The organism is Geodermatophilus poikilotrophus (assembly GCF_900111455.1).
Classification (GTDB): Bacteria; Actinomycetota; Actinomycetes; order Mycobacteriales; family Geodermatophilaceae; genus Geodermatophilus; species Geodermatophilus poikilotrophus.
Genome location: NZ_FOIE01000001.1, coordinates 834,801 through 857,959, shown reverse-complemented (window position 1 = coordinate 857,959; position 23,159 = coordinate 834,801). Strand labels below are relative to the sequence as shown.

The window sequence follows — 23,159 nt, the reverse complement described above, 5'->3', positions numbered from 1 at the left end:
CTCGCCCTACCCCTCGCACCCCACCCCATGCGTGAGCCGGCTCGCGACACCGGTCGGGCGCGTTCCGCATGGGCCGCGCACCAGTGGGTAGCGCGCCAGCCATGGCCATCGCAGACGAGGTCCAGCGGATCGGGGCCCCGGTCCGCCGCTGGGCCCGCCACCAGAAGCGCGAGTACACCCAGGGGGAGCCGCGCCCGCTGGCCGGGGACCTCGGTGCCATGGGCGTCTACCTCGGCCTGGTGTCGGCCGGCGCCGCGGCGGTCCGGGCGTCGGGCCGGGAGCTGCCCGAGCGGATCCCGCCGGGTGATGCGGCACTGCTGGCGGTGGCCACCTTCCGGCTGGCCCGGCGGATCGCCAAGGACCCGGTGACCAGCCCGCTCCGCGCGCCGTTCACGACCTTCCAGGGCCCGTCGGGTCACGCCGAGGTCGCCGAGGAGGTCCGCGAGCACGGCGGTGCCAAGCACGCCATCGGGGAGCTGCTCACCTGCCCGTTCTGCCTGGCGCAGTGGGTGGCGACCGGGCTCGTCTTCGGCTACGTGACCGCACCGAAGGCCACCCGCCTGGTCGCGCTGACCATGACCCTGGTCGCCGGTTCCGACGTGCTCCAGTTCGTCTACGACTCGATCCAGAACGGCGCGCTCGCGCCCGAGGGCGAGGAGGAGGCCGGCGTGCAGTGACTCCTCCGTCCGGAGGAGGCGGCGCCGCTCGACCTGCCGGAGGGGGAGCGGCGGTCCTATCCTGGTGATCTTGACCGCACCGGCCTTCCCCGCCCGCGGTCCACGGACGGGTCTGGCGACGGGAGCACGGGCATGCGGTCGATCTGGCGCGGGGCGGTGTCCTTCGGCCTGGTCAGCATCGGCGTGAAGCTGTACACGGCCACCGAGGACCACGACATCCGGTTCAACCAGGTGCACGCGACCGACGGCGGGCGCATCAGGTACCGGCGGGTGTGCTCCATCGACGGCGCGGAGGTGGAGTACTCCGAGATCGCCAAGGGCTACGAGCTGCCCGACGGCCAGCTGGTGGTGCTCACCGACGAGGACTTCGAGGAGCTGCCGCTGGCCAGCCGGCGGGAGATCGAGGTCCTGCAGTTCGTCGACCAGGGCGAGATCGACCCGATCCAGTACGAGAAGACCTACTACCTGGAGCCCGACCCCTCGGCGACCCGCCCGTACGTGCTGCTGCGCGACGCGCTGGAGAACGCCGGCCGGGTCGCCATCACCAAGATCGCCATCCGGTCGCGGGAGTCGCTGGCCGCGCTGCGCGTGAAGGACGGCGTGATGGTGCTGCACACCATGCGCTGGCCCGACGAGATCCGCCGGCCGGACTTCGCCTTCCTCGACGAGGACGTCGCCGTCCGGCCGCAGGAGCTGCAGATGGCCGAGGCGCTGATCGGCTCGATGACCGGTGCGTTCGACCCCACCGAGTTCACCGACGACTACCGCGAGGCGATGGCCGAGCTGCTCGAGGCCAAGCAGAGCGGCGGCGAGGTGCAGCCGCTGCCGGAGACCGCCGAGTCCGGCGCGGCCGTCGTCGACCTGATGAGCGCGCTGCGCCGCAGCGTGGAGGCCGCCCGCGGCGGCGCCTCCACCGAGGAGACCCCGGCGGAGCGGACCCCGGCCAGGAAGGCGACCGCGGCGCGCAAGGCCACGCGGGCCGCCGACGAGGACGCCGCGCCGGCCCGCCGCACGACGGCGCGCACGACCGCCGCCGCCGACCGGGCCGCTCCGGCCGCGAGGGCCACCCCGGCGAAGAAGGCCACCGCGGCGAAGAAGGCGACCGCGGCGAAGAAGGTGACCGCGGCCGGGAAGGCCACCGCCGAGAAGGCGCCGGCCAAGCGGGCCCGCCGCACCGCCTGAGGTGCCGACCCGGGGGAGCGCCCGGCGGCCGACCCCGCCGGCCGGCGAGCCGTTCGTCGTCACCGAGCACCCGTCCAGGGGCGTCGAGCTGCGGCTGGAGCGGAACGGCGTGCCGTGCTGCTGGGACCTGCCGGAGGGGCCGCCCACCCGGCGGGGCCGTCCGCTGCCCGCCGTCCCCACGAGGGGCGGGGACGCGACCGGGCTGCCGACCTGGGACGCCGGCCGCTACGCCGTCGAGCAGTGGACCGACGACCGCGTCGTCGTGGTCCTCGCCGGACGGCGGCTGCGGGGCCGGCACGTCCTCTTCCGGTCGCCCGACGGCGCCTGGTCCGTCCGCGCGCTGGACGCCCCGACGGAGTGCGCGCCCCTGGTCCCGATGCTCGCCGCCGCGGGGGAGCTGCCCCCGCCCGCGCAGGACGCCGACTGGGGCTACGAGTTCAAGTGGGACGGCGTCCGGGCGCTGGCCGTCGTGGAGGCCGGGGAGCTCGCGCTCTGGGCCCGCAGCGGCACCGACGTCACCGTCCGTTATCCCGAACTGAGTCCACCACCTGCAGTGCTCAGGGGCCACGACGCGATAGTCGACGGTGAGGTCGTCGCCCTCGACGCACGCGGCCGGCCGGACTTCGGTGTCCTGCAGGGACGGATGCACCGCACCGGCCCCGAGGTGCGCCGGATGGCCGCGGCCACCCCGGTGACCTATCTGGTGTTCGACCTGCTCGCATGGGAGGGCGAGAGCCTGCTCGGGCTGCCGTACGCGCGCCGCCGGGAGCGGCTGGAGGCGCTGGGCGTCGTCGGGGAGCGGTGGGTGGGCACGCCGTGGTTCCGCGGCGGCGGGGCCGCGGTGCTGGCCGCGAGCCGCGACAACGGCCTGGAGGGCGTCGTCGCCAAGCGGCTGGACTCGCCGTACCGCCCGGGGCTCCGGGGGCCGGACTGGCGCAAGGTGAAGAACGTCCGGACGCAGTCGGTCGTCGTCGGCGGCTGGCGGCCCGGGCAGGGCCGCCGGGCCGGGGGCGTGGGGTCCCTGCTCGTGGGGGTGCACGACGACGCCGGCCGGCTGGTCTACGCCGGGCACGTCGGCACCGGCTTCACCGCCGCGGCGCTGGAGGAGCTCCAGCCGCTGCTCACCCCCGCCGCCCGCCCGCCGTTTGCCGACGCACTGCCCCGCGAGGTCACCCGCGACGCGCGCTGGGTGGCGCCGGAGTTGGTCGGTGAGGTGGCGTTCGCCGCGTGGACCGCCGACGGCCGGATGCGCCACCCGTCGTGGCGGGGGCTGCGCGACGACCTGGTGCCCGAGGACGTGGTCGAGGAGTGGTGACCTGCCGGCGGGTACAGGAGACCGCGTGAGCCGGCAGCTGGTGCGCGTGGACGGGCGGCAGCTGCACGTGTCCAACCTGGAGAAGGTCCTCTTCCCCGAGGTGTCCTTCACCAAGGCCCAGGTCATCGACTACTACGTGCGGATCGCGCCGGTGCTGCTGCCGCACCTGTCCGGCCGGCCGGTGACCTTCACCCGCTGGCCCGACGGCGTCGAGGGGCAGGCGTTCTTCGAGAAGAACAGCGCCCGGCACGCCCCCGACTGGGTGCGGAAGGTGACCGTGCCCAGCCCCGGCAGCTCGCGCGGGCGCGAGACCCTCGACATGGTCGTCCTCGAGACGGTCGCCGACCTGGCGTGGGCCGCCAACCTGGCCGCCCTGGAGCTGCACGTGCCGCAGTGGCAGGTCGGCAGCCGGCTGCAGCCGGCGCTGCCGGACCTGCTGGTGCTCGACCTCGACCCCGGTCCGGACGCCGGGATCCTCGAGTGCTGCGAGGTCGCCGACCGGCTGCGCGAGCGGCTGGTCGACGACGGCCTGGACCCGGTGGTCAAGACCTCGGGCTCCAAGGGGATGCAGGTGTACGCGCCGATCCGGGTGACCGACCGCGAGCACCCCAGCCGGTACGCCAAGGCGCTGGCGCAGCAGCTGTCGGCCGAGACGCCCGACCGCGTGGTGTGGCGGATGGAGAAGGTGCTGCGGCCGGGCAAGGTGCTCATCGACTGGAGCCAGAACAACCCGGCCAAGACGACGGTCGCGCCGTACTCGCTGCGCGCCCGGCCCGATGCCACGGTGTCCGCCCCGATCGGCTGGGACGAGGTCGAGGCCGTGCTCGACGGCGCCGACCCCGGCCTGCTGCGCTTCCGCACCGAGGACGTCCTGGCCCGGGTCGAGGACTACGGCGACCTGTTCGACATCGCCGGTGCCCAGCGCGCCGTCCTGCCCCCGGCGTGAAGCCACTGGGGCGGCCGCCGCGGCCCTGCGGCCGGGACGACCATGGAGGCCCGGGGGCGACACGCCGGGCTGCCCGGTGCGTCGCCACCGCACATCCATGATCGTCTGCGGGGGAGTGGGCGGGGGAGTCGCCGCCGGGGGGCGGGCCGTGCCTGGCATCCTCGCTTCCCGTGTCCGCTGAACTGTCGCCCCCCGGGCCGCGCGACGACCGGCTCGACGACGTCGGGCGCCTCGTCGTCCGCTGCCCCGACCGGCCGGGGATCGTCGCCGTCGTCAGCGGGCTGATGGCCGACGTCGGGGCGAACATCATCGACTCGCAGCAGCACTCCTCCGACCCGGTGGGCGGCACGTTCACGCTGCGGCTGGAGTTCTTCCTCGCCGACCTGGCCGCCCGGCGCCAGCAGCTCGAGGGCGCGCTGGCCCTGCTCGGGCAGCAGTGGCAGTTCACCTGGCGGCTGACCGAGGCCGTGCACCGGCCGCGGCTGGCGGTGTTCGTGTCCAGGACCGACCACGTGCTGCAGGAGCTGCTCTACCGGGTCCGCGCGGGCGACCTGCGCGCCGAGATCGCCGCGGTCGTCTCCAACCACCCCGACCTCGAGCCGGTCGCCCGCGCGGCCGGCGTCCCGTTCCACCACGTGCCGGTGACGCCGGAGACCAAGGCGGAGGCCGAGGCGCGGGCGCTGGAGCTGGTCGGGGACGTCGACCTGGTCGTGCTCGCCCGCTACATGCAGATCGTCTCGGCCGACTTCTGCAGCCGGTTCCCGGAGCGACTGATCAACATCCACCACAGCTTCCTGCCGGCCTTCGTGGGGGCGAACCCGTACCGGGCGGCGCACGACCGCGGCGTGAAGCTGATCGGGGCGACCGCCCACTACGTGACGCCGGAGCTCGACGCCGGGCCGATCATCGAGCAGGAGGTCGCCCGCGTGGACCACCGCGCGACGGTCGAGGACATGCGCCGGATCGGCCGCTACGTCGAGCGCCAGGTGCTGGCCCAGGCGGTCACCTGGCACGTGGAGGACCGCGTCATCGTGGACGGCGAGAAGACGATCGTCTTCGCCTAGGCCCCCTGCAGGGGCCCCCCGCCGGCCCCGTCCCGGGTCCCGCCCTGAGCGTGCGAAGGGTGGGAGGACGGGGTCCTCAACCGGTGGGGACAGCGGGTCCTTCTCTTGACTGGTTCAAGAAAAGCGTGTTCGCTGGGTCGCGATGGAGACGACCTGGCAGGAGCAGCTCCGCACGGTGGGGCTGCGCGTCACGCGGCCGCGGCTGTCGGTGCTGCAGGTGCTCGCCGAACGTCCGCACGCGGACGTCGACACCATCGTCACCGCGGCCCGTGCGCTGCACCCCACGTTGTCGCCCCAGGCGGTCTACGGGGTGCTCGAGGCGCTCGTCGCCGGCGGCCTGGCCCGCCGGATCGAGCCGGCGGGCGCACCCGCGCTCTTCGAGCTGCGGGTCGGCGACAACCACCACCACCTGGTCTGCCGCTCGTGCGGTGCGGTCGCGGACGTCGACTGCACCGTCGGGGCGGCTCCGTGCCTGACGCCCTCGGACACGGCGGGTTTCGTCGTGGACGAGGCGGAGGTCGTCTTCTGGGGTCTGTGCCGCGCGTGCCGGGTAGGGACACCAGGAGTGACCGCTCAGGTCCTTCAGCACGACAATCGAGGAGGAGCACACGTATGACCGACGTCGCATGGCAGGGCCCGGCGCCGAGCGAGGCGGACCGTCCGGTCCTGACCAACCGTCAGGGTCACCCGGTCTATGACAACCAGAACCAGCGGACGGTGGGTGCCCGTGGCCCGGCGACGCTGGAGAACTACCAGTTCCTCGAGAAGATCAGCCACTTCGACCGGGAGCGCATCCCGGAGCGCGTGGTGCACGCCCGCGGCGTGACCGCCTTCGGCTACTTCGAGGCCGACGGCACCGTGGGCGACGAGCCCATCGCGAAGTACACCCGCGCCAAGCTGTTCCAGGAGAAGGGCAAGCGCACCGACGTCGCGCTGCGCTTCTCGACCGTCGCCGGTGGCCGGGACTCCTCGGAGATGGCCCGCGACCCGCGCGGCTTCGCCGTGAAGTTCTACACCGAGGACGGCAACTGGGATCTCGTCGGCAACAACCTGGGCGTCTTCTTCATCCGTGACGCCATCAAGTTCCCCGACTTCATCCACTCGCAGAAGCCGGACCCGGTCACCTTCGAGGCCAGCGTCGCCGAGCGCGCGTTCGACTTCTTCAGCCAGACCCCCGAGGCCATGCACATGGTCTCCCTGGTCTTCAGCCCCCGCGGCCTGCCGGCCAGCCTCCGCACCATGCAGGGCTTCGGGGTGAACACCTACAAGTGGGTCAACGCCGAGGGCGAGACCGTCCTGGTCAAGTACCACTGGCTGCCCGAGCAGGGCGTGAAGTCCTACACCGCCGCCGACGCCGCGGTCATCCAGGGCCAGACCCTCGGTGCCCACACGAAGGACCTGCACGACGCGATCGCCGCCGGCGACTTCCCGTCGTGGGAGCTGCACGTGCAGATCATGAGCGACGACGAGCACCCGGAGCTGGACTTCGACCCGCTCGACGACACCAAGGTCTGGCCGGAGGAGCTCTTCCCGCTCCGCAAGGTCGGCAGGATGACCCTGGACCGGATGCCGGAGGACAACTTCACGCAGAACGAGCAGATCGCGTTCGGCACCGGCGTCCTGGTCGACGGCCTGGACTTCTCCGACGACAAGATGCTGGTCGGCCGGACGTTCTCCTACTCCGACACCCAGCGCTACCGGGTCGGCCCGAACTACCTGCAGCTGCCGGTGAACCAGCCGAAGGCGCGGGTGGCCACCAACCAGCGCGACGGGCAGATGGCGTACGGCGTCGACCGCGCCGAGGGCACCAACCCGCACGTGAACTACGAGCCGTCGATCCTGGGCGGCCTGCGCGAGGCGCAGTACCCGACCCACGACGAGCAGGGCCCGCTCATCACCGGCCGGCTCACCCGCAAGCGGATCCCGCGCACCAACGACTACGCGCAGGCCGGCGAGCGCTACCTGCTGTCGGAGCAGTGGGAGAAGGACGACCTGGTCACCAACCTGGTGAGCGCACTCCAGCAGTGCCGTCGCGAGATCCAGGAGCGGATGGTCTGGCACTTCTTCATGTGCGAGGACGAGCTCGGCCAGCGCGTCGGCGACGGCCTGGGCATCACCGCGGACGACGTCCGCGGCCTGTCCCCGCTGCAGACGCAGACCCTCTCCGAGGAGGAGCTGCAGCGCGCGGCCAACCTCGGCAAGAACGGTCCGCGGGACGTCACCGGCCACGTCATGACGCACTGCGTGCCCAACGAGCACGTCGTCGTCGCCGGCTGACACCCAGCACTCCGCGGCGGGCCGCGACCGGGATCCCCGGTCGCGGCCCGCCGTGCGTCCGGGCTCGATCGGCGACCTTCCACTGGCTGGGAGCGCGGGCTGGGTCAGGTGGTCCGGCTCACCTACCGTCTCCCCGGGTCCGCAGCGTCGCGCCAGGAGGAGACATGAGCAGCACACCGACGAGCGCCGGCCGGACGGCGGGACGTCCGGGAACCGCGGGCCGCGCAGCCGGCTGGGTCGCTCCGCTGTGCTGGATCGCCGTGCTGCTCGACGGCTTCGACCTCGTCGTCGTCGGCACCGTCATCCCCACCCTGCGGACGCCGGAGGAGTGGGCGCTGTCCGGCACCGGCGCGACCGCGGTCATCACCATCGGGCTGGTCGGCATGATGGTCGGTGCCCTGACCATCGGGACGCTCACCGACCTCGTCGGCCGCCGAAAGGCGCTCATCGGGGCCGTGGCGGCGTTCTCGCTGCTCACCCTGCTGTGCGCCTTCGCGCCCAACGCCACGGTCTTCGGCCTGCTGCGCTTCCTGGCCGGCATCGGCCTGGGCGGCTGCCTGCCGACGGCCATCGCGATGGTCAACGAGTTCACCCGGGCCGGGCGCAGCGGCCGGGCGACCACCACGATCATGACCGGCTACCACGTGGGCGCGGTCGCCACCGCGGCGCTGGCCATCGTCGTGATCCCGAACCTCGGCTGGCGCTGGATGTTCGTCATCGGTGCGCTGCCCGCTCTGGTCCTGGTCCCGCTGATGGTGCGCCACCTGCCCGAGTCGGCCGGCTACCTGCTGGCGCACGGCCGACGCGCCGAGGCCGAGGAGGTCGCCCGCCGGCACGGGTTGCAGCTGGAGACGGCCCCGGCGACCGCCCCGCACGCCGGCGAGGAGCGCGCGGCCGGCGCCGCCGCCACGGTGCGGATGCTGTTCACCGCCGGCTGGCTGCGCAACACCGTCGCGATCGGCGTGACCTCGTTCATGGGCCTGCTGCTGGTCTACGGCCTCAACAACTGGCTGCCGACGATCATGCGCGAGGCCGGCTACGACCTCGGCGACTCGCTGGCCTTCCTGCTGGTCCTCAACGTCGGCGCGATCGTCGGCCTGCTGGTCGCCGGCACCGTGGCCGACCGCATCGGCATCCGCACCGCCGGGATCGGCTGGTTCGCCTCTGGCGCGCTATTCCTGGCCCTGCTCTCGGTGCGGTTGCCCACCGCGGGCCTGTACGCGATGTTCTTCCTGACCGGCTGCTTCGTCTTCAGCGCCCAGGTGCTCGTCTACGCCTTCGTCAGCGCCAACCACCCTCCGCAGGTGCGCGCCACCGCGCTGGGCTGGTCGGCCGGCGCCGGCCGGATCGGCGCGATCGTGGGCCCGGTGGTCACCGGGGCGCTGGTCACCGCCGGCGTCGCCTTCCCCTGGGGCTTCTACGTCTTCGCCGTCGTCGGCGTGGTGGGGGCCCTCGCGCTCAGTACCGCCCGGACGCGCCAGGCGGCCTGACCACCTGGCCGCCGTCCGGTCCCGCGAGGTCTGCGGTTCCGCGAGATCTGCACAGTGGCGGTCATCGGCACGCGGGAGACCACCACTGCGCAGATCTCGTCGCGTGTGGTGGCCCCGCCCTCACTCGCCGCGGCGCTCCTGCTCGGCGAGGAAGCGCTCGAGCTCCGCACCGATCTCGTCCCCGCTGGGCACCTCGCCGATCTCGCTCAGCAGGCCGGTGCCTTCGCGGGCGGCGGTGAACTGGTCGAACTGCTGCTCCAGTGCTGCCACGACGGCGGTGTTCTCGGGGGAGCGGGCGATCTGCTCGTCGACCTCGCTGCGGTGCGCCTCGGCGGCCTCCCGCAGCGCCTCGGTGGGCAGGTGCAGCCCGGTCAGCCGGGACAGGTGCTCGAGCAGCGTCAGCGACGCCGCCGGGAAGGTCGCCTGCGCCAGGTAGTGCGGTACGTGCGCGGCCACCCCGTAGGCGTCCAAACCGGCCTCGCCCATCCGCAGCTCCAGCAGCGCCGCGACGCTGCCGGGGAGCCGCATCTCACCCCAGTAGACCGGGTACTCCGCGATCAGCGAGCGCCTCGTCGCGTGGGCGGTGACGGTGACCGGCCGGGTGTGCGGCACCGGCATCGGGATGGCCTGCAGCGACACGACCGACGTGACGCCGAGCCGCTCGACCAGCCAGCCGACGGCGGCCACGAAGCGCTCCCAGGCGAAGTCCGGCTCCGCGCCGTGCAGCAGCAGGAACGGCTCGCCGGCGTCGTCCTCCAGCGCGTAGAGGAGGAGCTCCGGCGCGGCGAACGACTCGTAGCGGTCGCCGGAGAAGGTCATCCGCGGCCGGCGCGCGCGGTAGTCGACCAGGCTGTCGACGTCGAACCGGGCGACCACCTCGTGCGGCAGCACGGCGAGCAGGTGGGCGCCGGCCAGCGCCCCGGCCGAGGCCGCGTCGAACTCCCCGGCGACGTCGTGCACCAGGACCAGCCCACGGCGGGCACCGGCCTCGGTGACCTCGGCCTCGCGAGCCAGGAACGGCTCCGCCTCGGGGAGCAGCTCGACGAGCTCCTCCGGTCGCTGCGCCACGGTGGTGCCTCCTCGCGATACGGGTTCACCACCTACAGCTCCCGCCGTGCCCACCGCATTCCCCGAGGTCCCCGGAGGGGTCAGGCCGGAGGGCGGGCGGGGGTGTCGTCGTCGCCGTCCGGGACGTCGTCCGCGACGGACCCGGGGGCCGGCGCCGCGACGCGCTCCCGGACGACCGTGGCGCCGGTCTCGTCGCCGGTGACCTGCACCCGGGTGCCGTCGTCGGCGACCTCCGGTGTGCGGCCGTCCAGCTCGTCGCGCACGTACCGGTAGAAGACGGCGATGAGCGCGGCCACAGGGACGCCGAGGAACGTGCCGAGGATGCCGTACAGGCTGCCGCCGGCGGTGACCGCCAGGATGACCACGGCCGCGTGCAGGTTGAGCCCGCGCCCCTGCAGGATCGGCTGCAGCACGTTGCCCTCCAGCTGCTGCACGACCAGCACGATGACCAGCACGATGAGCGCGGTCTGCCAGCCGTTGCTGACCAGGGCGATCAGCACCGCGAAGGCGCCGGCGACGAAGGCGCCGATGATCGGGATGAACGCGCCGAAGAAGGTCAGGACGGCGAGGGGCAGCACCAGCGGGACGTCGAGGATCCACAGGCCCAGGCCGATGAAGAACGCGTCGATGAAGCCGACCAGGGCCTGCTGCCGGATGAACTCCGACAGGGTGGTCCAGGTCTTGTAGGACAGCGCGGCGACGTGCGGGGCCACCTTGGGGCCGGTCTGGGCGGCCAGCCACGGCAGCCAGCGCGGGCCGTCCTTGATGAAGAAGAAGGCCAGCACCAGGGCGAGCACCAGGTTGAGCAGGCCGCTGCCGACTGCGCCGACGCCGGTCAGCGCGTAACCGGCGATGTTCTGGGCGTTCCCCTGGACGCTGTTGATCACCTGGTCGACGGCCTGGCCGATCTGGTCCTCGCCGAGGTTCAGCGGCGGCCCGGTCACCCACTGCTGCACGTCCTGCAGTCCGGCGGTGGCGGCGTCGGCCAGCTCGCCGGTCTGGGCGGCGACCTGCGGGACGATCCAGGAGAACAACCCGACGACGACCGCGAAGAAGAGCAGCAGCACCACGAGGGCGGCCAGCGCCGGCGGGAAGTGCAGCCGGCGCAGCAGCCGGGTGGGCGGCCAGAGCACGGTCGCGAACAGCAGGCCGAGGATGGCCGGCAGCAGGACCGGCCACAGCCGGCCGAGGACCCAGCCGACGACCACGAGTCCGGCGACGATCAGCAGCAGCTGCGCCGAGGCGATGGCGAGGGCCCGGACGCCCTTCTGCAGCCGGGGTCCGCGGTCGGGACTCGGGGCGGGGCTCGCGGTGACCGCTGCCGTGGGCACCGCGGCGAAGCTGGGCGTCCGGGCGGTGGCCGTGGCGTCGTCCCCGGAGCCGGGGGCGGACGACGCGTCCGGGCGGCCGGGCAGTCGGGACCTCATGCGGTCGATCACAGCAGGCCACTACCCCGGGCAGGGCCGGGACGATCATGACGTGGCCGTCGTAACGTCCAGGCCATGCCGAGAACCGCGACCGCCGACCGGGTCGACCGTCCCGCCCTCGAGGAGTTCCTCCGTCCGCGCCACAAGGCGGTGCTGGTGACCCGGCGCAGCGAGGGGGGTCTGCAGCTGTCCCCGGTCACCTGCGGTCTGGACCAGGACGGGCGGGTCGTGGTCTCGACGTACCCGCAGCGGGCCAAGGCGGCCAACGCGCGGCGCGACCCGTCGGTCTCGCTGTGCGTGCTCTCCGACGACTTCGACGGCCCCTGGGTGCAGGTCGACGGCCGTGCCGAGGTCCTCGACCTGCCCGAGGCGCTCGAGCCGCTGGTCGACTACTACCGCGCGATCAGCGGCGAGCACCCCGACTGGGACGAGTACCGGGCGGCGATGGCCCGGCAGGGCAAGTCGCTGCTGCGCGTCACGATCGAGCGCTGGGGGCCGATCGCCACGGGTGGCTTCCCCCCCGAGGTCTTCGACCAGCTCTGAGGCCTGCTCCAGGCCGGGAGGGACGTCAGGTCCGCGCGATGCCGTACGTGCTCACCGTCGACCAGCAGGGCAGCCGCCGGACTCCGGACCGGGGCGCCGACCTCCTGGGGCGGCTCACGGACGGCGTCCCGACCGTGCGGCCCTTCGAGCGGACGGCGGGCGAGGAGTTCCAGGGTGTGCTGGCCGACCCCGTGGTCGTCGTGGACCTCGTCCTGCGGCTGGTGCGCGAGGGCGGCTGGAGCATCGGTGTCGGGGCCGGCACGGTGCAGGCGCCGCTGCCCGACAGCACCCGCGCCGGGGCCGGGGCGGCCTACCTCTGCGCCCGCCGGGCGGTCGACGCGGCCAGGCAGCGCGGCGTCCGGCTCGCGGTGCGTGGCGCCGTCCCGCCCGACGCCGGTGACGCGCAGGCGGTGCTGAGCGCGCTGGCCGTCGTGGTCCAGCGGCGCAGCGCCCCGGCGTGGGAGGCGATCGAGCTCGTGGGCGCCGGGTGCACCCAGGCCGCCGCCGCCGCCGCGCTCGGCGTCTCCCGCCAGGCGGTGGGCCAGCGGCTGACCGCGGGGCTGTGGGAGCTGGAGCGCGAACTGCGGCCGACGGCCGCGCGGCTGCTCACCCGGGCGGCAGGGTGAGCGTCGTCGGTCCGGGCCGCTGCGCAGCGCTCGAGGCCCCGGCCGCCGCCGCCGAGCGGTCCACCCTCGGCCCGCCGGCCGGCGTGATGTGGGCGGCGGCGTGCACCGGCGTCGCGCTGCTGCCGCGCAGCTGACCGGTCGCCGCGCGCGGTGATCACCGGACGGTGAGAATGGGTTCCGCACCTCTGCCGTCCGATCCCCGGGAGCACCCGTGTCCGAGCCGACCGCGCCAGGCGGGATCCGCAACGCCGACCTGCTCGGCGTCTACACCAACGACCACCTGGCCTCGGCCACCGGCGGCATCGAGCTGGTCAGCCGCATGCTCGGTCGCTGGCAGGGGACCCCCTACGAGCCCCGCCTGGAGCAACTGCTCGACGAGCTGCGCGAGGAGCGGACGTCGCTGCGCAGCACGATGGCGGCCCTCGGCCTGCCGGTGCGGCAGTACAAGCAGGCCGCGGTCTGGCTCGGCGAGAAGGTCTCCCGGGCCAAGTTCAACGGGCACCTGCTGTCCCGCTCGCCGCTGTCGGACCTCGTGGAGTTCGAGTTCATCGCGACCGCCGTGCTGGCCAAGCGGGCCGGGTTCGAGACGCTGCGCGCCGCGGCCGAGGCCGACCCCCGCATCGACAGGGCGCTGTTCGACCGGCTGATCGACCAGGCCGACGAGCAGCACCACTGGCTGGCCGACGTCCGCCGCGAGGTCGCCGCGCAGGTCTTCGGCGGCTCCGCCGCCCCGGCCGACGCCGCCGCCGACACCTGAGCCCCCGCCGGGCGGCCTGCCGGGTGCGCAGGTAGAACCGGCGGCATGTGCCACGACACCGACAGCCGACCGCCCGCACCGCCGAGGGGTGGCGACGTCGCCGAGCGCGGCACGCTGACCCTGACCTCCACCGACGGCACCGAGGTCGCTGCTGCGTACGCCGCGCCGGCCGGCCCGGCGCAGGTCGGCGTGGTCCTGCTCCCCGACATCCGTGGGCTGCACCCGTACTACGTGGCGCTGGCCGAGCGGTTCGCCGAGGCCGGGCTACCGGCACTGGCCGTCGACTGGTTCGGGCGGACGGCGGAGCTGCCGGAGACCGGTGCCCGCGGGCAGGACTTCGACTGGCGGACCCACATCCCGCAGGTCACCGCGGCCGGCGTGGACGCCGACGTCACCGCGGCGGTGGCCTACCTGCGCGGGCGCACCCGCGACGACCTGCCGGTGGTCACCGTGGGCTTCTGCTTCGGCGGCAGCCACTCCTGGCGGCTGGCCGGCGGCGACCTGGACCTGGCCGCCTGCGTCGGCTTCTACGGCAAGCCCGAGACGAGCGGGGACGCCCCCGCCGTCCGCCCGACGCTCATGGTGATCGCCGGGGCCGATGCCGCGACCCCGGTGGAGGCACAGCTGGCGCTGGCCGAGCGGCTGCGGTCGGGCGGCGCGGAGGTGGAGACCGCCGTCTACGACGGGGCGCCGCACTCCTTCTTCGACGGCGCGCACGGCGACTGGGCGCAGGCCTGCGACGACGTCTGGCGCCGGGTGCTGGCCCTCACCGACCGGGTGGCCGCCGGCTGACGGCGTCGGGAGCACCGCAGTGAGCGCCGGCGAGCGAGGAGCGGACCGGCGCGCGGGAGCCGGCCGGCGTCGCCGCCGGCTGAGCGCCGCGCCGCCCCCGCCGTCGGCCGGACCTCCTAGGCTCGACGTCGGGTCCGGGCGGGCGAGGGTCCGCACGGCGGAGCGGCGTCGAGCACCGGGCCGGTGAGGAGGACCGATGAGCGAGCAGGGGAGCGGCGGGATCGACCCGGGTGTCATCGAGCTGGCGGCGCGGGTCTTCGACCTGGCGCGTGGCGGGGCCACCGAGGAGCTGGCCGCCTACGTCGACGCCGGGGTGCCGGCGAACCTGACCAACGACAAGGGCGACTCGCTGCTCATCCTGGCCGCCTACCACGGCCACCCGGAGACGGTCGCCGCCCTGCTGGACCGCGGCGCCGACGTCGGCCGGGTGAACGACCGGGGCCAGACGGCGCTGGCCGCGGCGGTGTTCAAGCAGTCGGAGCGGACCGTCCGCGCGCTGCTCGCGGCGGGTGCCGACCCGGACGCCGGCGGCCCGACCGCCCGGGAGACGGCGGCGTTCTTCGACCTGCCGGCGATGACCGCGCTGCTGGACCGTGCGCGTCCCTGAGCCGGCCGGCCGGGCGTGCGAGGGTGGCAGCCCGTGAGCCCGGCGTTCTGCAGAGGAGGGCACGTGGTCGTAACCCACCCGGCGCCGCCCGGCGCCGCCACCGCCGGCTCGCCGGCCCGGGCCGCGGGCTGAGGAATCCGACGGTGACCGCGCAGCGGGGTGTCCCGCGGAACGACCTCCCGGTGACCAGCGGGGCCACTGGCGTGCCGCCGGCCGCCGCCGCGGAGGTGCAGACCGCGGCCGTCCAGGCCCAGGCCGCGGCGGACGCCGCCGCGGTCACGGAGACCCAGGCCGACGTCCTGCCCGAGGTCGCGCTGGGGCCGCCGACCGGCGGCATGCCGCGCTGGATGGTGCTGCTGATCGGTGCCGCCACCGCGACGATCGCGATCGCCGGGGTGCGCTCGATCGCCTGGCTGGTCGGTCCGGTGCTGCTGGCCCTGGTCGTGGTGATCGCCCTCACGCCGGTGCAGCGCTTCCTGCAGCGGCACGGTTGGCCGCGGTGGGCCAGCGCCACGGTGCTGCTCCTACTGGTCTGGACCGTCCTGCTGGGCTTCGTCGCCCTCCTGGTGGTCTCGATCGCCCAGTTCGCGGCACTGCTGCCCAACTACGCCGGCGAGGCGGAGGCGCTCATCGCCTCGGTCGTCGCCGACCTCAACGACCGCGGCATCGTCTCCGGCCAGCTCTCGGACCTGGTGGCGCAGTTCGACTACAGCCAGCTGGTGGGCGTGGCCACCGGTGTGCTGTCCCGGGCCACCGACGCCGCCTCCACGCTGGTCCTGCTGCTGGCGGCGCTGGTGTTCCTCTCCATCGAGTCCGGCGGGTTCGGCCGGCGGTTGGCGCTGGTCGCCGCCGACCGGCCGCACCTGCCGATCGCGCTCGGCCTGTTCGCCCGCGGCACCCGCAGCTACCTCTGGGTCAGCACGGTGTTCGGCGGTGTCGTGGCCGTCGGCGACGGCATCGCGCTGGCGATCATCGGCATCCCGCTGCCGGTGGTGTGGGGGCTGCTGTCCTTCGTCACCAACTACGTGCCCAACATCGGGTTCGTGCTGGGTCTGGTGCCCCCGGCGATCCTGGCACTGCTCGACGGCGGCTGGACCGAGTTCTGGACGGTCGTCGCGGTCTACGCGCTGCTCAACTTCGTCGTCCAGACGCTGATCCAGCCGCGGTTCGTCGGTGACTCGGTGGGGCTGTCGATGACGGTCACCTTCGTGGCACTGCTCTTCTGGGGCTGGGTGCTCGGCGCGCTGGGGGCGCTGCTGGCCATCCCGCTGACCCTGCTGCTCAAGGCGCTGCTCGTGGACGTCGACCCCCGCGGGCACTGGCTCGACGCGCTGCTGCGCGAGGAGCCCAGAGCCCCCCGGACCAGCCGGGCCCGGCAGCGCGCGAACGCCCGCCGCGCGGCCCTCGCCTCGGTCCGCGCGCTACACGTCCCGCGGCCGCACCGGCGCCCGTCGGAGGACTGAAACCGCAGGTCAGCCCGGAATGTCGTACCCCAGGAGGACGTTGTCCCCATGTCGGGCACGTCGCCCGGCGCGACGTCTGGAGGACGCGATGAAGGGCGACCGTGTCGAGATCGTCATCGACGCCGGCGGGGACACCCGCACCTACGAGATCGAGGCCACCCGCGCCGGGCGGCGGGTGGACGTGAGCCACGGCCGCGGGCTGGTGGAGGTCACCGAGACCACCCGGGGCGGCACCGCCGTCCGCACCGCCCGGTTCATGGCCGGCCGGGTCCTGGCGCTCGTCGAGCACCCGGCGCCCCGGCTCGCGCTGGACGACGACGCCGACGTGACGCCGCTGCGCCAGACCGCCTGAGCGGGGACCCCTGCCCCTCCCCGTGGGAGGACCCCGTCCCCCCCACCCTTCGCACGCTCAGGGCGGCACCCGGGACGGGGCCGCGGCGAGCCCCTGGACGGGGCAGGCCCGGGACGGGGCCGCGCCGGGCCCCGGCAGCAGGGCTCCGGTCCCGGGTCGACCGGAGCTGGTCGTCATGGCCGGCCTGCAGGGCAGCGGGAAGTCGACCTGGGTGCGTGAGCACCTGGCCGCGACGCACACCGTCGTGAGCAAGGACCACTGGCCCAACGCCCGCCGCCGCGAGGCCCGGCAGCGGCGGGTGGTCGCCAAACTGCTGGCCGAGGGCCGCAGCGTCGTGGTCGACAACACCAACCCCGCACCGGAGGACCGGGCGCCGCTGGTCGCGGCGGCCCGCGCGGCCGGCGTCGGCGTCCGGGCGGTGTGGCTGGACACGCCGGTCCCCGTCTGCGCCGCGCGCAACGACGCGCGGGAGGGGCGGGCCCGGGTGCCGCTGGCCGGGTTGTACGGCACGGCAGCACGGTTCGTGCCGCCGTCGGCGGCGGAGGGCTTCGACCGGGTGGACGTGGTCGCCGCCGGCTGACGGTCGCGAGGAGCACCGCAGCGAGCGGGAGCCGGCGGGCGTCACCATCGGCTGACCAGCGCGGGCATCCGGCACGCCGGGGCAGGCCGGGGGACGCCGGTGCGGTAGACACGTCCGGCGTCCGCCCGTCCCGCGTCCCCCCGGAGGTCCCTCGTGCTGGCCAGCATCGGTTACGCCGTCGCCTACACCGGGGTCGGCATCGTGCTGCTGACCCTCGGCTTCCTCGTGCTCGACCTGCTCACCCCCGGCCACCTCGGCCGGCAGATCCACGAGGAGCGGTCGGTCAACGCCGGCATCGTGCTCGCCGCCGGGTTCCTCGCCCAGGGGCTGGTCATCTTCAGCGCCATCTGGAACAACGCCACCAGCGGGTTCGGCGAGGCGCTGCTGTACACCGTCGTGTTCGGCGTGCTCGGGGTGGTGCTGCAGGCGGTCGCGTTCCTGGTGCTCGACCTGCTCACCCCGGGCAAGCTGGGCCGGCACGTCACCGAGGTGAGCTTCCACCCGGCGAGCCTGGTCCTGGCCGCCGTCCAGCTCTCCGTCGCGGGCATCGTCGTCGCCAGCACCTGGCCCTGACCCGCGCCTCCGCCACCACCGCGCTACCGGCCGGTAGCCTCGCGTAGCCGGTCCGTACGGTGTGGTCCAGCGCACCGGACGGCGCAGACATCGGAGAGGGACGAACACATGAGCGAGTCGAACAGCACCGCCACCCGCGTGGCGATCGTCACCGGAGCCGCGCGTGGCATCGGTGCGGCCGTCGCCAAGCGGCTGGCGCAGGACGGGTTCGCCGTGGGCGTGCTCGACCTGGAGGAGGCCGCGGGCAAGGCGACCGTGGAGGCCATCGAGGCCGCCGGCGGTCGCGCGCTGGCCGTGGGCGCCGACGTCAGCGACGCCGAGCAGGTCGAGGCCGCGGTCAGCCGCGTCGCCGCCGAGCTGGGCGCCCCGACGGTGTTGGTCAACAACGCCGGCGTCATCCGCGACAACATGCTGTTCAAGATGACCGAGGCCGACTGGGACACGATCATGAACGTGCACCTGCGCGGCGCCTTCCTCATGACCCGCGCGGTGCAGAAGCACATGATCGAGGCCTGCTGGGGCCGGATCGTCAACCTCTCCAGCACCTCGGCGCTGGGCAACCGCGGCCAGGCCAACTACTCGACGGCCAAGGCGGGTCTGCAGGGCTTCACCAAGACCCTGGCGATCGAGCTCGGCAAGTTCGGCGTCACCGCCAACGCGATCGCGCCCGGCTTCATCCAGACCGAGATGACCAAGGCGACCGCGGCCCGGATGGGCGTCGCGTTCGAGGACTTCATCGCCTACGCCGCCAAGGAGATCCCGGTGCAGCGAGTCGGCCAGCCCGAGGACATCGCGCACCTGGCGTCGTTCTTCGCGAGCGAGGGTGCGGGCTTCGTGTCCGGCCAGGTGGTCTACGCCGCCGGCGGCCCGAAGGCCTGAGGAAGGACCACCCTTCCCCACGCCTCGCGCGCTCGGCGCGGGACCCGGGAGGGTGGCCGTTCCAGCACGTTCCCAGGCTCGCGGTGGGGACCTGCAGGGGGGGCTGAGACGCGACAGGGCCCGGCCGGGAGCACACCCGGCCGGGCCCTGTGGCGTCTGCGGGCCGGGCATGGCGGTGCGTGCGCCGGTGTTGTACGAACCGTGACCCGCACGTCTCTCCGCCTCGCCCTGATCGGTGATTCCCTCGCGTACGGCTCCGGCGCGGCCGGCCCCCGCGACGCCCTCGGCCCGCGGCTGGCCGCGGCCCTGACCGACGCCGGCTACGACGTCGAACTGTCCGTGCTGGCCGTCCCGGGGGCGGTGTCGCGCGACCTGGCCGCGCAGGTCCGCCGGGCCGCGCCGCTCGGCGTGGACCTCGCCGTGGTGGTGGTCGGCGCCAACGACCTGGCGCGGCTGGTGCCCCCGGCCCAGTCGGCCGCGGCGCTCTCGAGCGCGCTGGCCGACCTGCGCGCCGCCGGCACCGACGTGGTCGTCGTCCCGGCGCCGGACATGTCGACGGTGCCGTGGGTGCCCCCGGCGCTGCGGCCGCTGGTCCAGGTCGCCTCGGCGACGCTGCAGCGCCAGCAGGCCGCGGTCGCCCGCGCGAACGGCGCGATGGTGGCCGCCGTCCCCGAAGCCGTTGCGGCCGCCTTCGGCACCGACCCGGCGCTCTTCTCCGCCGACCGCTTCCACCCGTCGTCGGCCGGCTACGCGCACATCGCCCAGGCGCTGGTCCCGCACGTCGTCGCCGCCGCCCACGCCCGCCGGGACGGCGCCGCCGCCTGAGGCCTCGGTCCACGCAGGCCCGTCGAGGCCCGCGGTCATCCGGCGATCCCCACGCACGCATTCCCCTGGACGGCCACCGGCGACCTCCCTAGCGTCGCCGGTGCGTCATTTCGGACGGATGCGGTCCGGAGGGGGAGACGTGGCGGTCCATGGCCGCGCCTGAGGTGGGCGTCCGTGGGCGGCACCGCGCACGCCGGACACACGGCCCGGCTCCCGCGGCGGGGTATCAGGAGCGCTCCTCCGGAGCTCATCCGAACCGGGACGACGGTGTCCCGGCTCGCGGATGGGGGATCGGTCATGGCGAAGCGGCTCGTGGAGTTCCCGCTGGAGGGCGGCGGCACCGTGCTGGTGCACGCCGAGGACGGCGCCGCGACCGGCGGGCACGACGGCGGTGAGGTCACCCGCGGGTGGGGGGACCGGGACGAGCGGGTGGTGCTGCAGGCGCAGCAGAGCTTCGAGCAGGCCGTCGGTCGGGTGCAGCCGGCCGTGCAGGCGCTCGTGCGCCGGCTGCGGTCGGTCGCGGAGAGCCCCGAGGAGATCACGGTCGACTTCGGGATCGAGCTCAGCGCCGAGGTGGGGGCCTTCGTGGCCGGCGCCAGCTCCACGGGCAACTTCACGGTGTCGATGACCTGGCGACCCGGTCGGGCAGCCGGGCAGGGCCCCGCCCCGGCCGAGTCCGGCCGGGGCGACCCGACGACCGGGGCGCCCTGATGACCGAGCGCACGTACCTGGACTTCGACGTGCTGGTCGAACCGGCGTCGGCGACCAGCTACCGCGCCCGGGTGCTGCACTCCCCGGTGGGCGAGACCCGCCCGGTGCCGGTCACCGTGCCCTTCTCCGATCTGGAGCTGGAGAACTTCCTGCTGCGGATCGGTCGGCCACGCCGGTACCTGGTCCGCAGCGAGGACGCACCGGAGGCCACCGCGGTCCGCGACTTCGGCGGTCGGCTGTTCGACGCCGTCTTCCGCGATCAGGTGCGTAGTGCCCTGACCGCGAGCCTGGACCAGGCCGAGGGGCGGGACGCCGGGCTGCGCGTGCGGCTGCGGCTGACCGACTCACCCGAGCTGGCCGACCTGCCCTGGGAGTACCTCTACGACAGGGACGCCCGCCGGTTCCTGGCGCTGTCCGAGTGGACCCCGCTGGTGCGATACCTCGACCTCCCCGGGCGGATCCGCCCGCTGCCTGTGCAACCCCCATTGCGTGTCCTGGTGCTGGTCGCCAGCCCCTCCGACTTCCCGCCCCTGGACGTGGACGCCGAGTGGACCCGGCTGCACGAGGCGCTGCACGACCTGCAGCACGCCGGACGGGTCCGGCTCGAACGGGCCCCGAACGGCTCCATGACCGAGCTGCAGCGCCAGCTGCGGCGGGGTCAGCACCACGTCTTCCACTACATCGGTCACGGGCGGTACGACGGCGAGCTCGGGGACGGGCAGTTGGCCATGGAGGGGCCTACCGGCCGGGCCCAGCCCATCAGCGGCTCCGACCTCGGCGCCCTCCTGCACGACCACCGCACCCTGCGCCTGGCCCTGCTCAACTCGTGCGAGGGCGCCCGGGGCGGCCGCACGGACCCCTACTCGGGGACCGCGCAGAGCCTGGTCTACCAGGGCATCCCCGCCGTGGTCGCCATGCAGTTCGAGATCACCGACCGGGCCGCCATCGTCTTCACCCGCGGCTTCTACGAGGCCGTCGCCGACGGCTACCCGCTCGACGCGGCGATGGCCGAGGCCCGCAAGGCCATCCGGCTCCAGCCGAACCAGGTCGAGTGGGGCACGCCGGTGCTGTACCTGCGCGCCCCCGACGGACGCATCTTCGACGTCGCCCCCCGGTCGGACGCCGCCGGAGCGGCGCCCGCCGGCCCCGTCCCCCCGGAGGTCGCTCCGGCGGCCGTCCGCGGGATCGCGCCGGAGCCCGCCCCGGGCGTGCTCCCGGCCCCGCGGCCGGACCCCGGACAGCCGCCCGGGACCGCCCGGTCCCTCGAGGCAGCACGGGCACGGCAGGACGTCCCGGTCACCACCGACGACCCCGCACGGGAGGACGCCGGACCGACGGTCGGGGACCGACAGCACGACCGCGCCGACGACGCCACCGCACCCGGGCGGGGACCGGGCGAGCGGCGTCGATCCGGCGACCAGGCCGGCACGGCAGCCGGGAGCCCCGCGCCGGCCGCCGCTCCAGAGCCTCCTCGGACCCGCAAGGCCCCGGCGCCGCGGGCCCGGGTGAAGGCGAGGCCGGGCCGGGAGGACGCCACCTCGGTCACCCCGACGGCCCCCCGGACGTCGACGAGGGACAGCTCGGCCGACGGGACGCCCGCGTCGGCGTCCGCATCGGCGCCGACGCCACCGTCGCCGTCGCCACCGTCGCCGTCGACACCGTCGCCGTCGACACCGCCGCCGCCGACACCGCCGCCGCCGTCCTCGAGGCCGCCGCCGTCCCCGCCGTCGGGGCAGGTGCCCGTGCCGGCGCCCGGTCCCCAGCCGCCACCGGTGAACCGGTGGCTCCTCATCGCGGTCGTCCTGCTGGTCGTGGTGGCCGGCGGAGCGGTGTTCGTGGCGATCGACCGACAGCGGCTGGGCCAGCAAGGCGACCCGGCCCGGACGATCGCGTCCGAAGCCACCTCCCCGGGGCCCACCGCGCCCACCAGCTCCGGCCCGCCACCGGTGTCCCCGAGCGTGCCGATCCCGTCGGCCGGCGCGATCATCCCCGTGGGCGAGACACCCGGCTACGCGGTGGCCTCACCGAGCGGGGCCCAGCTCTACGTCGCCAACCGCGCGGCCCGCACCATCACGGTGGTCGACACCGAGCTGGACCGGGTGACCGGGACGATCCCCGTGCCGGTGGGCCCGCCGCAGTTCGTGGTGTTCTCCGCGGACGGCCGGACGGCCTACCTCAGCCTGTACGACGAGGACACCAGGGACGGGGCCTTCGGCGTCCTCGACACCCGGACGTGGAAGATGATCGAGACCATCCCCCTGGACGGCAAACCGTGGTCACCCGCGGTCACCCGCGACGGGGGCCGGGTCTTCGTACCCGTCGAGGGTCCGGACACCGTCGTGGTCATCGACGCCGGGGCGTACGAGGTGCTGACCGAGATCCCGGTGCCGCCTCTGCCGCACTCCGTCGAGTTCACCCTCGACGGCACGCGGGCCTACGTCGCCGACCACACCTCCAACGTCGTCACGGTCCTCGACACCACGACGGACACCGTGCTCCGGGAGGTGCCGGTCGACGCGGGCCCGCACCGCGTGGCAGTGCACCCTGCTCGGCCGTTGGTCGCCAACGTCAACTACGACGCCGACACGGTCACGGTGATCGACACGAGCACGGACACGGTCGTGACCAGCATCCCGGTCGAGGCGGGGCCTCAGGACATCACCTGGGCGCCCGACGGACAGTTCGCCTACGTCACCAGCGTCGACGCGGACACGCTCTCGGTCATCGCGGCCGGCGACTGGAGCACCACGGCGAGGATCCCCATCGGCGACGCCCCGACCTCGGTCGCGGTGCTGCCCGACGGGTCACGCGGCTACGTGACCAACCTGAACGACGGCACCGTCCGGGTGCTCGATCTCGACGGCTGACCGGACGGCGCCGCCAGAACCGCCTCGAGGGCGCCCTGCACCATCCAGGCCCACCGTCGCGGCTCCTGGCTCAGGACGGGTCGTGAGCCAGGAGCCGCGGTGATCAGCTCACCTGGTCGTCGGTGGAGCGGGGGAGCG

Annotated in this window: 24 protein-coding genes; 22 read left to right on the top strand and 2 right to left on the bottom strand. The window is 74.4% G+C overall.

Annotated elements, in window-relative coordinates; all coding sequences use genetic code 11:
* Window positions 1-101: 101 nt before the first annotated feature.
* From BMW27_RS03945 to BMW27_RS03910, 8 genes are all read left to right on the top strand, one after another.
* Window positions 102-677 carry a DUF1360 domain-containing protein gene (locus tag BMW27_RS03945; protein WP_091439360.1) on the top strand — a complete coding sequence of 192 codons (576 nt, stop codon included), beginning with the start codon at window positions 102-104 and terminating at the stop codon, window positions 675-677.
* A 132-nt stretch (window positions 678-809) separates the two neighbouring features.
* Window positions 810-1,859, top strand: coding sequence for a non-homologous end joining protein Ku (ku, locus tag BMW27_RS03940; RefSeq protein WP_091439357.1), 1,050 nt, complete (start codon window positions 810-812; stop codon window positions 1,857-1,859).
* A gap of 1 nt (window position 1,860) precedes the next feature.
* A complete protein-coding gene (ligD, locus tag BMW27_RS03935) occupies window positions 1,861-3,174 on the top strand; it encodes a non-homologous end-joining DNA ligase (RefSeq protein WP_091439353.1) in 1,314 nt (437 codons plus the stop codon).
* A 25-nt stretch (window positions 3,175-3,199) separates the two neighbouring features.
* Window positions 3,200-4,120: a non-homologous end-joining DNA ligase gene (gene ligD, locus BMW27_RS03930; RefSeq protein WP_091439350.1), complete on the top strand. Its 921-nt coding sequence runs from the start codon at window positions 3,200-3,202 to the stop codon at window positions 4,118-4,120.
* 170 nt (window positions 4,121-4,290) lie between these two features.
* Window positions 4,291-5,184: a formyltetrahydrofolate deformylase gene (purU, locus tag BMW27_RS03925; protein WP_091439347.1), complete on the top strand. Its 894-nt coding sequence runs from the start codon at window positions 4,291-4,293 to the stop codon at window positions 5,182-5,184.
* Between the two features lie 142 nt (window positions 5,185-5,326).
* The gene (locus BMW27_RS03920) at window positions 5,327-5,800 is read left to right on the top strand and encodes a Fur family transcriptional regulator (RefSeq protein WP_091439343.1); all 474 of its coding nucleotides are present in this window, start codon (window positions 5,327-5,329) and stop codon (window positions 5,798-5,800) included.
* The gene (locus tag BMW27_RS03915) at window positions 5,797-7,461 is read left to right on the top strand and encodes a catalase (protein ID WP_091439330.1); all 1,665 of its coding nucleotides are present in this window, start codon (window positions 5,797-5,799) and stop codon (window positions 7,459-7,461) included. Before BMW27_RS03920 ends, BMW27_RS03915 begins: the two co-directional genes overlap by 4 nt.
* A gap of 164 nt (window positions 7,462-7,625) precedes the next feature.
* On the top strand, window positions 7,626-8,951 hold the full coding sequence (locus BMW27_RS03910) for an MFS transporter (protein WP_091439326.1): 1,326 nt from the start codon (window positions 7,626-7,628) through the stop codon (window positions 8,949-8,951).
* Between the two features lie 120 nt (window positions 8,952-9,071).
* On the opposite strand, the gene BMW27_RS03905 is transcribed toward BMW27_RS03910, so the two are convergent.
* Both BMW27_RS03905 and BMW27_RS03900 read right to left on the bottom strand, forming a co-directional pair.
* Window positions 9,072-10,019: a proteasome assembly chaperone family protein gene (locus BMW27_RS03905; protein WP_091439324.1), complete on the bottom strand. Its 948-nt coding sequence runs from the start codon at window positions 10,017-10,019 to the stop codon at window positions 9,072-9,074.
* A gap of 80 nt (window positions 10,020-10,099) precedes the next feature.
* Window positions 10,100-11,446, bottom strand: coding sequence for an AI-2E family transporter (locus BMW27_RS03900; RefSeq protein ID WP_245743283.1), 1,347 nt, complete (start codon window positions 11,444-11,446; stop codon window positions 10,100-10,102).
* A 75-nt stretch (window positions 11,447-11,521) separates the two neighbouring features.
* Here BMW27_RS03900 and BMW27_RS03895 point away from each other — a divergent pair, with 75 nt between their 5' ends.
* From BMW27_RS03895 to BMW27_RS03835, 14 genes are all read left to right on the top strand, one after another.
* The gene (locus BMW27_RS03895) at window positions 11,522-11,989 is read left to right on the top strand and encodes a PPOX class F420-dependent oxidoreductase (RefSeq protein ID WP_091439320.1); all 468 of its coding nucleotides are present in this window, start codon (window positions 11,522-11,524) and stop codon (window positions 11,987-11,989) included.
* Between the two features lie 38 nt (window positions 11,990-12,027).
* The gene (locus BMW27_RS03890; protein WP_091439317.1) at window positions 12,028-12,615 is read left to right on the top strand and encodes a hypothetical protein; all 588 of its coding nucleotides are present in this window, start codon (window positions 12,028-12,030) and stop codon (window positions 12,613-12,615) included.
* Entirely contained in the window at window positions 12,612-12,749 is a 138-nt protein-coding gene (locus BMW27_RS23220; protein WP_175486342.1) for a hypothetical protein, read from the top strand. The genes BMW27_RS03890 and BMW27_RS23220 overlap by 4 nt, the downstream gene beginning before the upstream one ends.
* Before the next feature lie 77 nt (window positions 12,750-12,826).
* A complete protein-coding gene (locus tag BMW27_RS03885; RefSeq protein ID WP_091439314.1) occupies window positions 12,827-13,372 on the top strand; it encodes a hypothetical protein in 546 nt (181 codons plus the stop codon).
* A 45-nt stretch (window positions 13,373-13,417) separates the two neighbouring features.
* Window positions 13,418-14,164 (top strand): dienelactone hydrolase family protein, encoded by a 747-nt coding sequence (locus tag BMW27_RS03880; protein WP_091439310.1) that lies wholly within the window; start codon window positions 13,418-13,420, stop codon window positions 14,162-14,164.
* Window positions 14,165-14,360: 196 nt separating this feature from the next.
* Entirely contained in the window at window positions 14,361-14,771 is a 411-nt protein-coding gene (locus BMW27_RS03875; RefSeq protein WP_091439308.1) for an ankyrin repeat domain-containing protein, read from the top strand.
* 143 nt (window positions 14,772-14,914) lie between these two features.
* Window positions 14,915-16,234, top strand: a complete 1,320-nt coding sequence (locus BMW27_RS03870; protein WP_091439306.1) for an AI-2E family transporter — start codon at window positions 14,915-14,917, stop codon at window positions 16,232-16,234.
* An 88-nt stretch (window positions 16,235-16,322) separates the two neighbouring features.
* Window positions 16,323-16,586: a hypothetical protein gene (locus BMW27_RS03865; RefSeq protein WP_091439302.1), complete on the top strand. Its 264-nt coding sequence runs from the start codon at window positions 16,323-16,325 to the stop codon at window positions 16,584-16,586.
* Window positions 16,587-16,761: 175 nt separating this feature from the next.
* Window positions 16,762-17,166 carry an AAA family ATPase gene (locus BMW27_RS03860; RefSeq protein WP_091439298.1) on the top strand — a complete coding sequence of 135 codons (405 nt, stop codon included), beginning with the start codon at window positions 16,762-16,764 and terminating at the stop codon, window positions 17,164-17,166.
* A gap of 153 nt (window positions 17,167-17,319) precedes the next feature.
* Entirely contained in the window at window positions 17,320-17,739 is a 420-nt protein-coding gene (locus BMW27_RS03855; protein ID WP_091439295.1) for a DUF350 domain-containing protein, read from the top strand.
* Window positions 17,740-17,847: 108 nt separating this feature from the next.
* A complete protein-coding gene (gene fabG / locus BMW27_RS03850) occupies window positions 17,848-18,618 on the top strand; it encodes a 3-oxoacyl-ACP reductase FabG (protein ID WP_091439291.1) in 771 nt (256 codons plus the stop codon).
* A 201-nt stretch (window positions 18,619-18,819) separates the two neighbouring features.
* Window positions 18,820-19,443 carry a GDSL-type esterase/lipase family protein gene (locus BMW27_RS03845; protein WP_091439288.1) on the top strand — a complete coding sequence of 208 codons (624 nt, stop codon included), beginning with the start codon at window positions 18,820-18,822 and terminating at the stop codon, window positions 19,441-19,443.
* 297 nt (window positions 19,444-19,740) lie between these two features.
* A complete protein-coding gene (locus tag BMW27_RS03840) occupies window positions 19,741-20,154 on the top strand; it encodes a CU044_2847 family protein (protein ID WP_091439285.1) in 414 nt (137 codons plus the stop codon).
* A complete protein-coding gene (locus tag BMW27_RS03835) occupies window positions 20,154-23,021 on the top strand; it encodes a CHAT domain-containing protein (RefSeq protein WP_091439282.1) in 2,868 nt (955 codons plus the stop codon). The genes BMW27_RS03840 and BMW27_RS03835 overlap by 1 nt, the downstream gene beginning before the upstream one ends.
* Window positions 23,022-23,159: the final 138 nt, after the last annotated feature.

What these genes read in the sequence shown, in the direction of transcription:
- BMW27_RS03945 (WP_091439360.1), top strand. Translation starts at nt 102, where the DNA reads ATGGCCATCGCAGACGAGGTCCAGCGGATCGGGGCCCCGGTCCGCCGC.
- ku (WP_091439357.1), top strand. Translation starts at nt 810, where the DNA reads ATGCGGTCGATCTGGCGCGGGGCGGTGTCCTTCGGCCTGGTCAGCATC.
- BMW27_RS03920 (WP_091439343.1), top strand. Translation starts at nt 5,327, where the DNA reads ATGGAGACGACCTGGCAGGAGCAGCTCCGCACGGTGGGGCTGCGCGTC.
- BMW27_RS03915 (WP_091439330.1), top strand. Translation starts at nt 5,797, where the DNA reads ATGACCGACGTCGCATGGCAGGGCCCGGCGCCGAGCGAGGCGGACCGT.
- BMW27_RS03910 (WP_091439326.1), top strand. Translation starts at nt 7,626, where the DNA reads ATGAGCAGCACACCGACGAGCGCCGGCCGGACGGCGGGACGTCCGGGA.
- BMW27_RS03900 (WP_245743283.1), bottom strand. Translation starts at nt 11,446, where the DNA reads ATGAGGTCCCGACTGCCCGGCCGCCCGGACGCGTCGTCCGCCCCCGGC.
- BMW27_RS03895 (WP_091439320.1), top strand. Translation starts at nt 11,522, where the DNA reads ATGCCGAGAACCGCGACCGCCGACCGGGTCGACCGTCCCGCCCTCGAG.
- BMW27_RS03890 (WP_091439317.1), top strand. Translation starts at nt 12,028, where the DNA reads ATGCCGTACGTGCTCACCGTCGACCAGCAGGGCAGCCGCCGGACTCCG.
- BMW27_RS03880 (WP_091439310.1), top strand. Translation starts at nt 13,418, where the DNA reads ATGTGCCACGACACCGACAGCCGACCGCCCGCACCGCCGAGGGGTGGC.
- BMW27_RS03875 (WP_091439308.1), top strand. Translation starts at nt 14,361, where the DNA reads ATGAGCGAGCAGGGGAGCGGCGGGATCGACCCGGGTGTCATCGAGCTG.
- BMW27_RS03865 (WP_091439302.1), top strand. Translation starts at nt 16,323, where the DNA reads ATGAAGGGCGACCGTGTCGAGATCGTCATCGACGCCGGCGGGGACACC.
- BMW27_RS03860 (WP_091439298.1), top strand. Translation starts at nt 16,762, where the DNA reads ATGGCCGGCCTGCAGGGCAGCGGGAAGTCGACCTGGGTGCGTGAGCAC.
- fabG (WP_091439291.1), top strand. Translation starts at nt 17,848, where the DNA reads ATGAGCGAGTCGAACAGCACCGCCACCCGCGTGGCGATCGTCACCGGA.
- BMW27_RS03840 (WP_091439285.1), top strand. Translation starts at nt 19,741, where the DNA reads ATGGCGAAGCGGCTCGTGGAGTTCCCGCTGGAGGGCGGCGGCACCGTG.
- BMW27_RS03835 (WP_091439282.1), top strand. Translation starts at nt 20,154, where the DNA reads ATGACCGAGCGCACGTACCTGGACTTCGACGTGCTGGTCGAACCGGCG.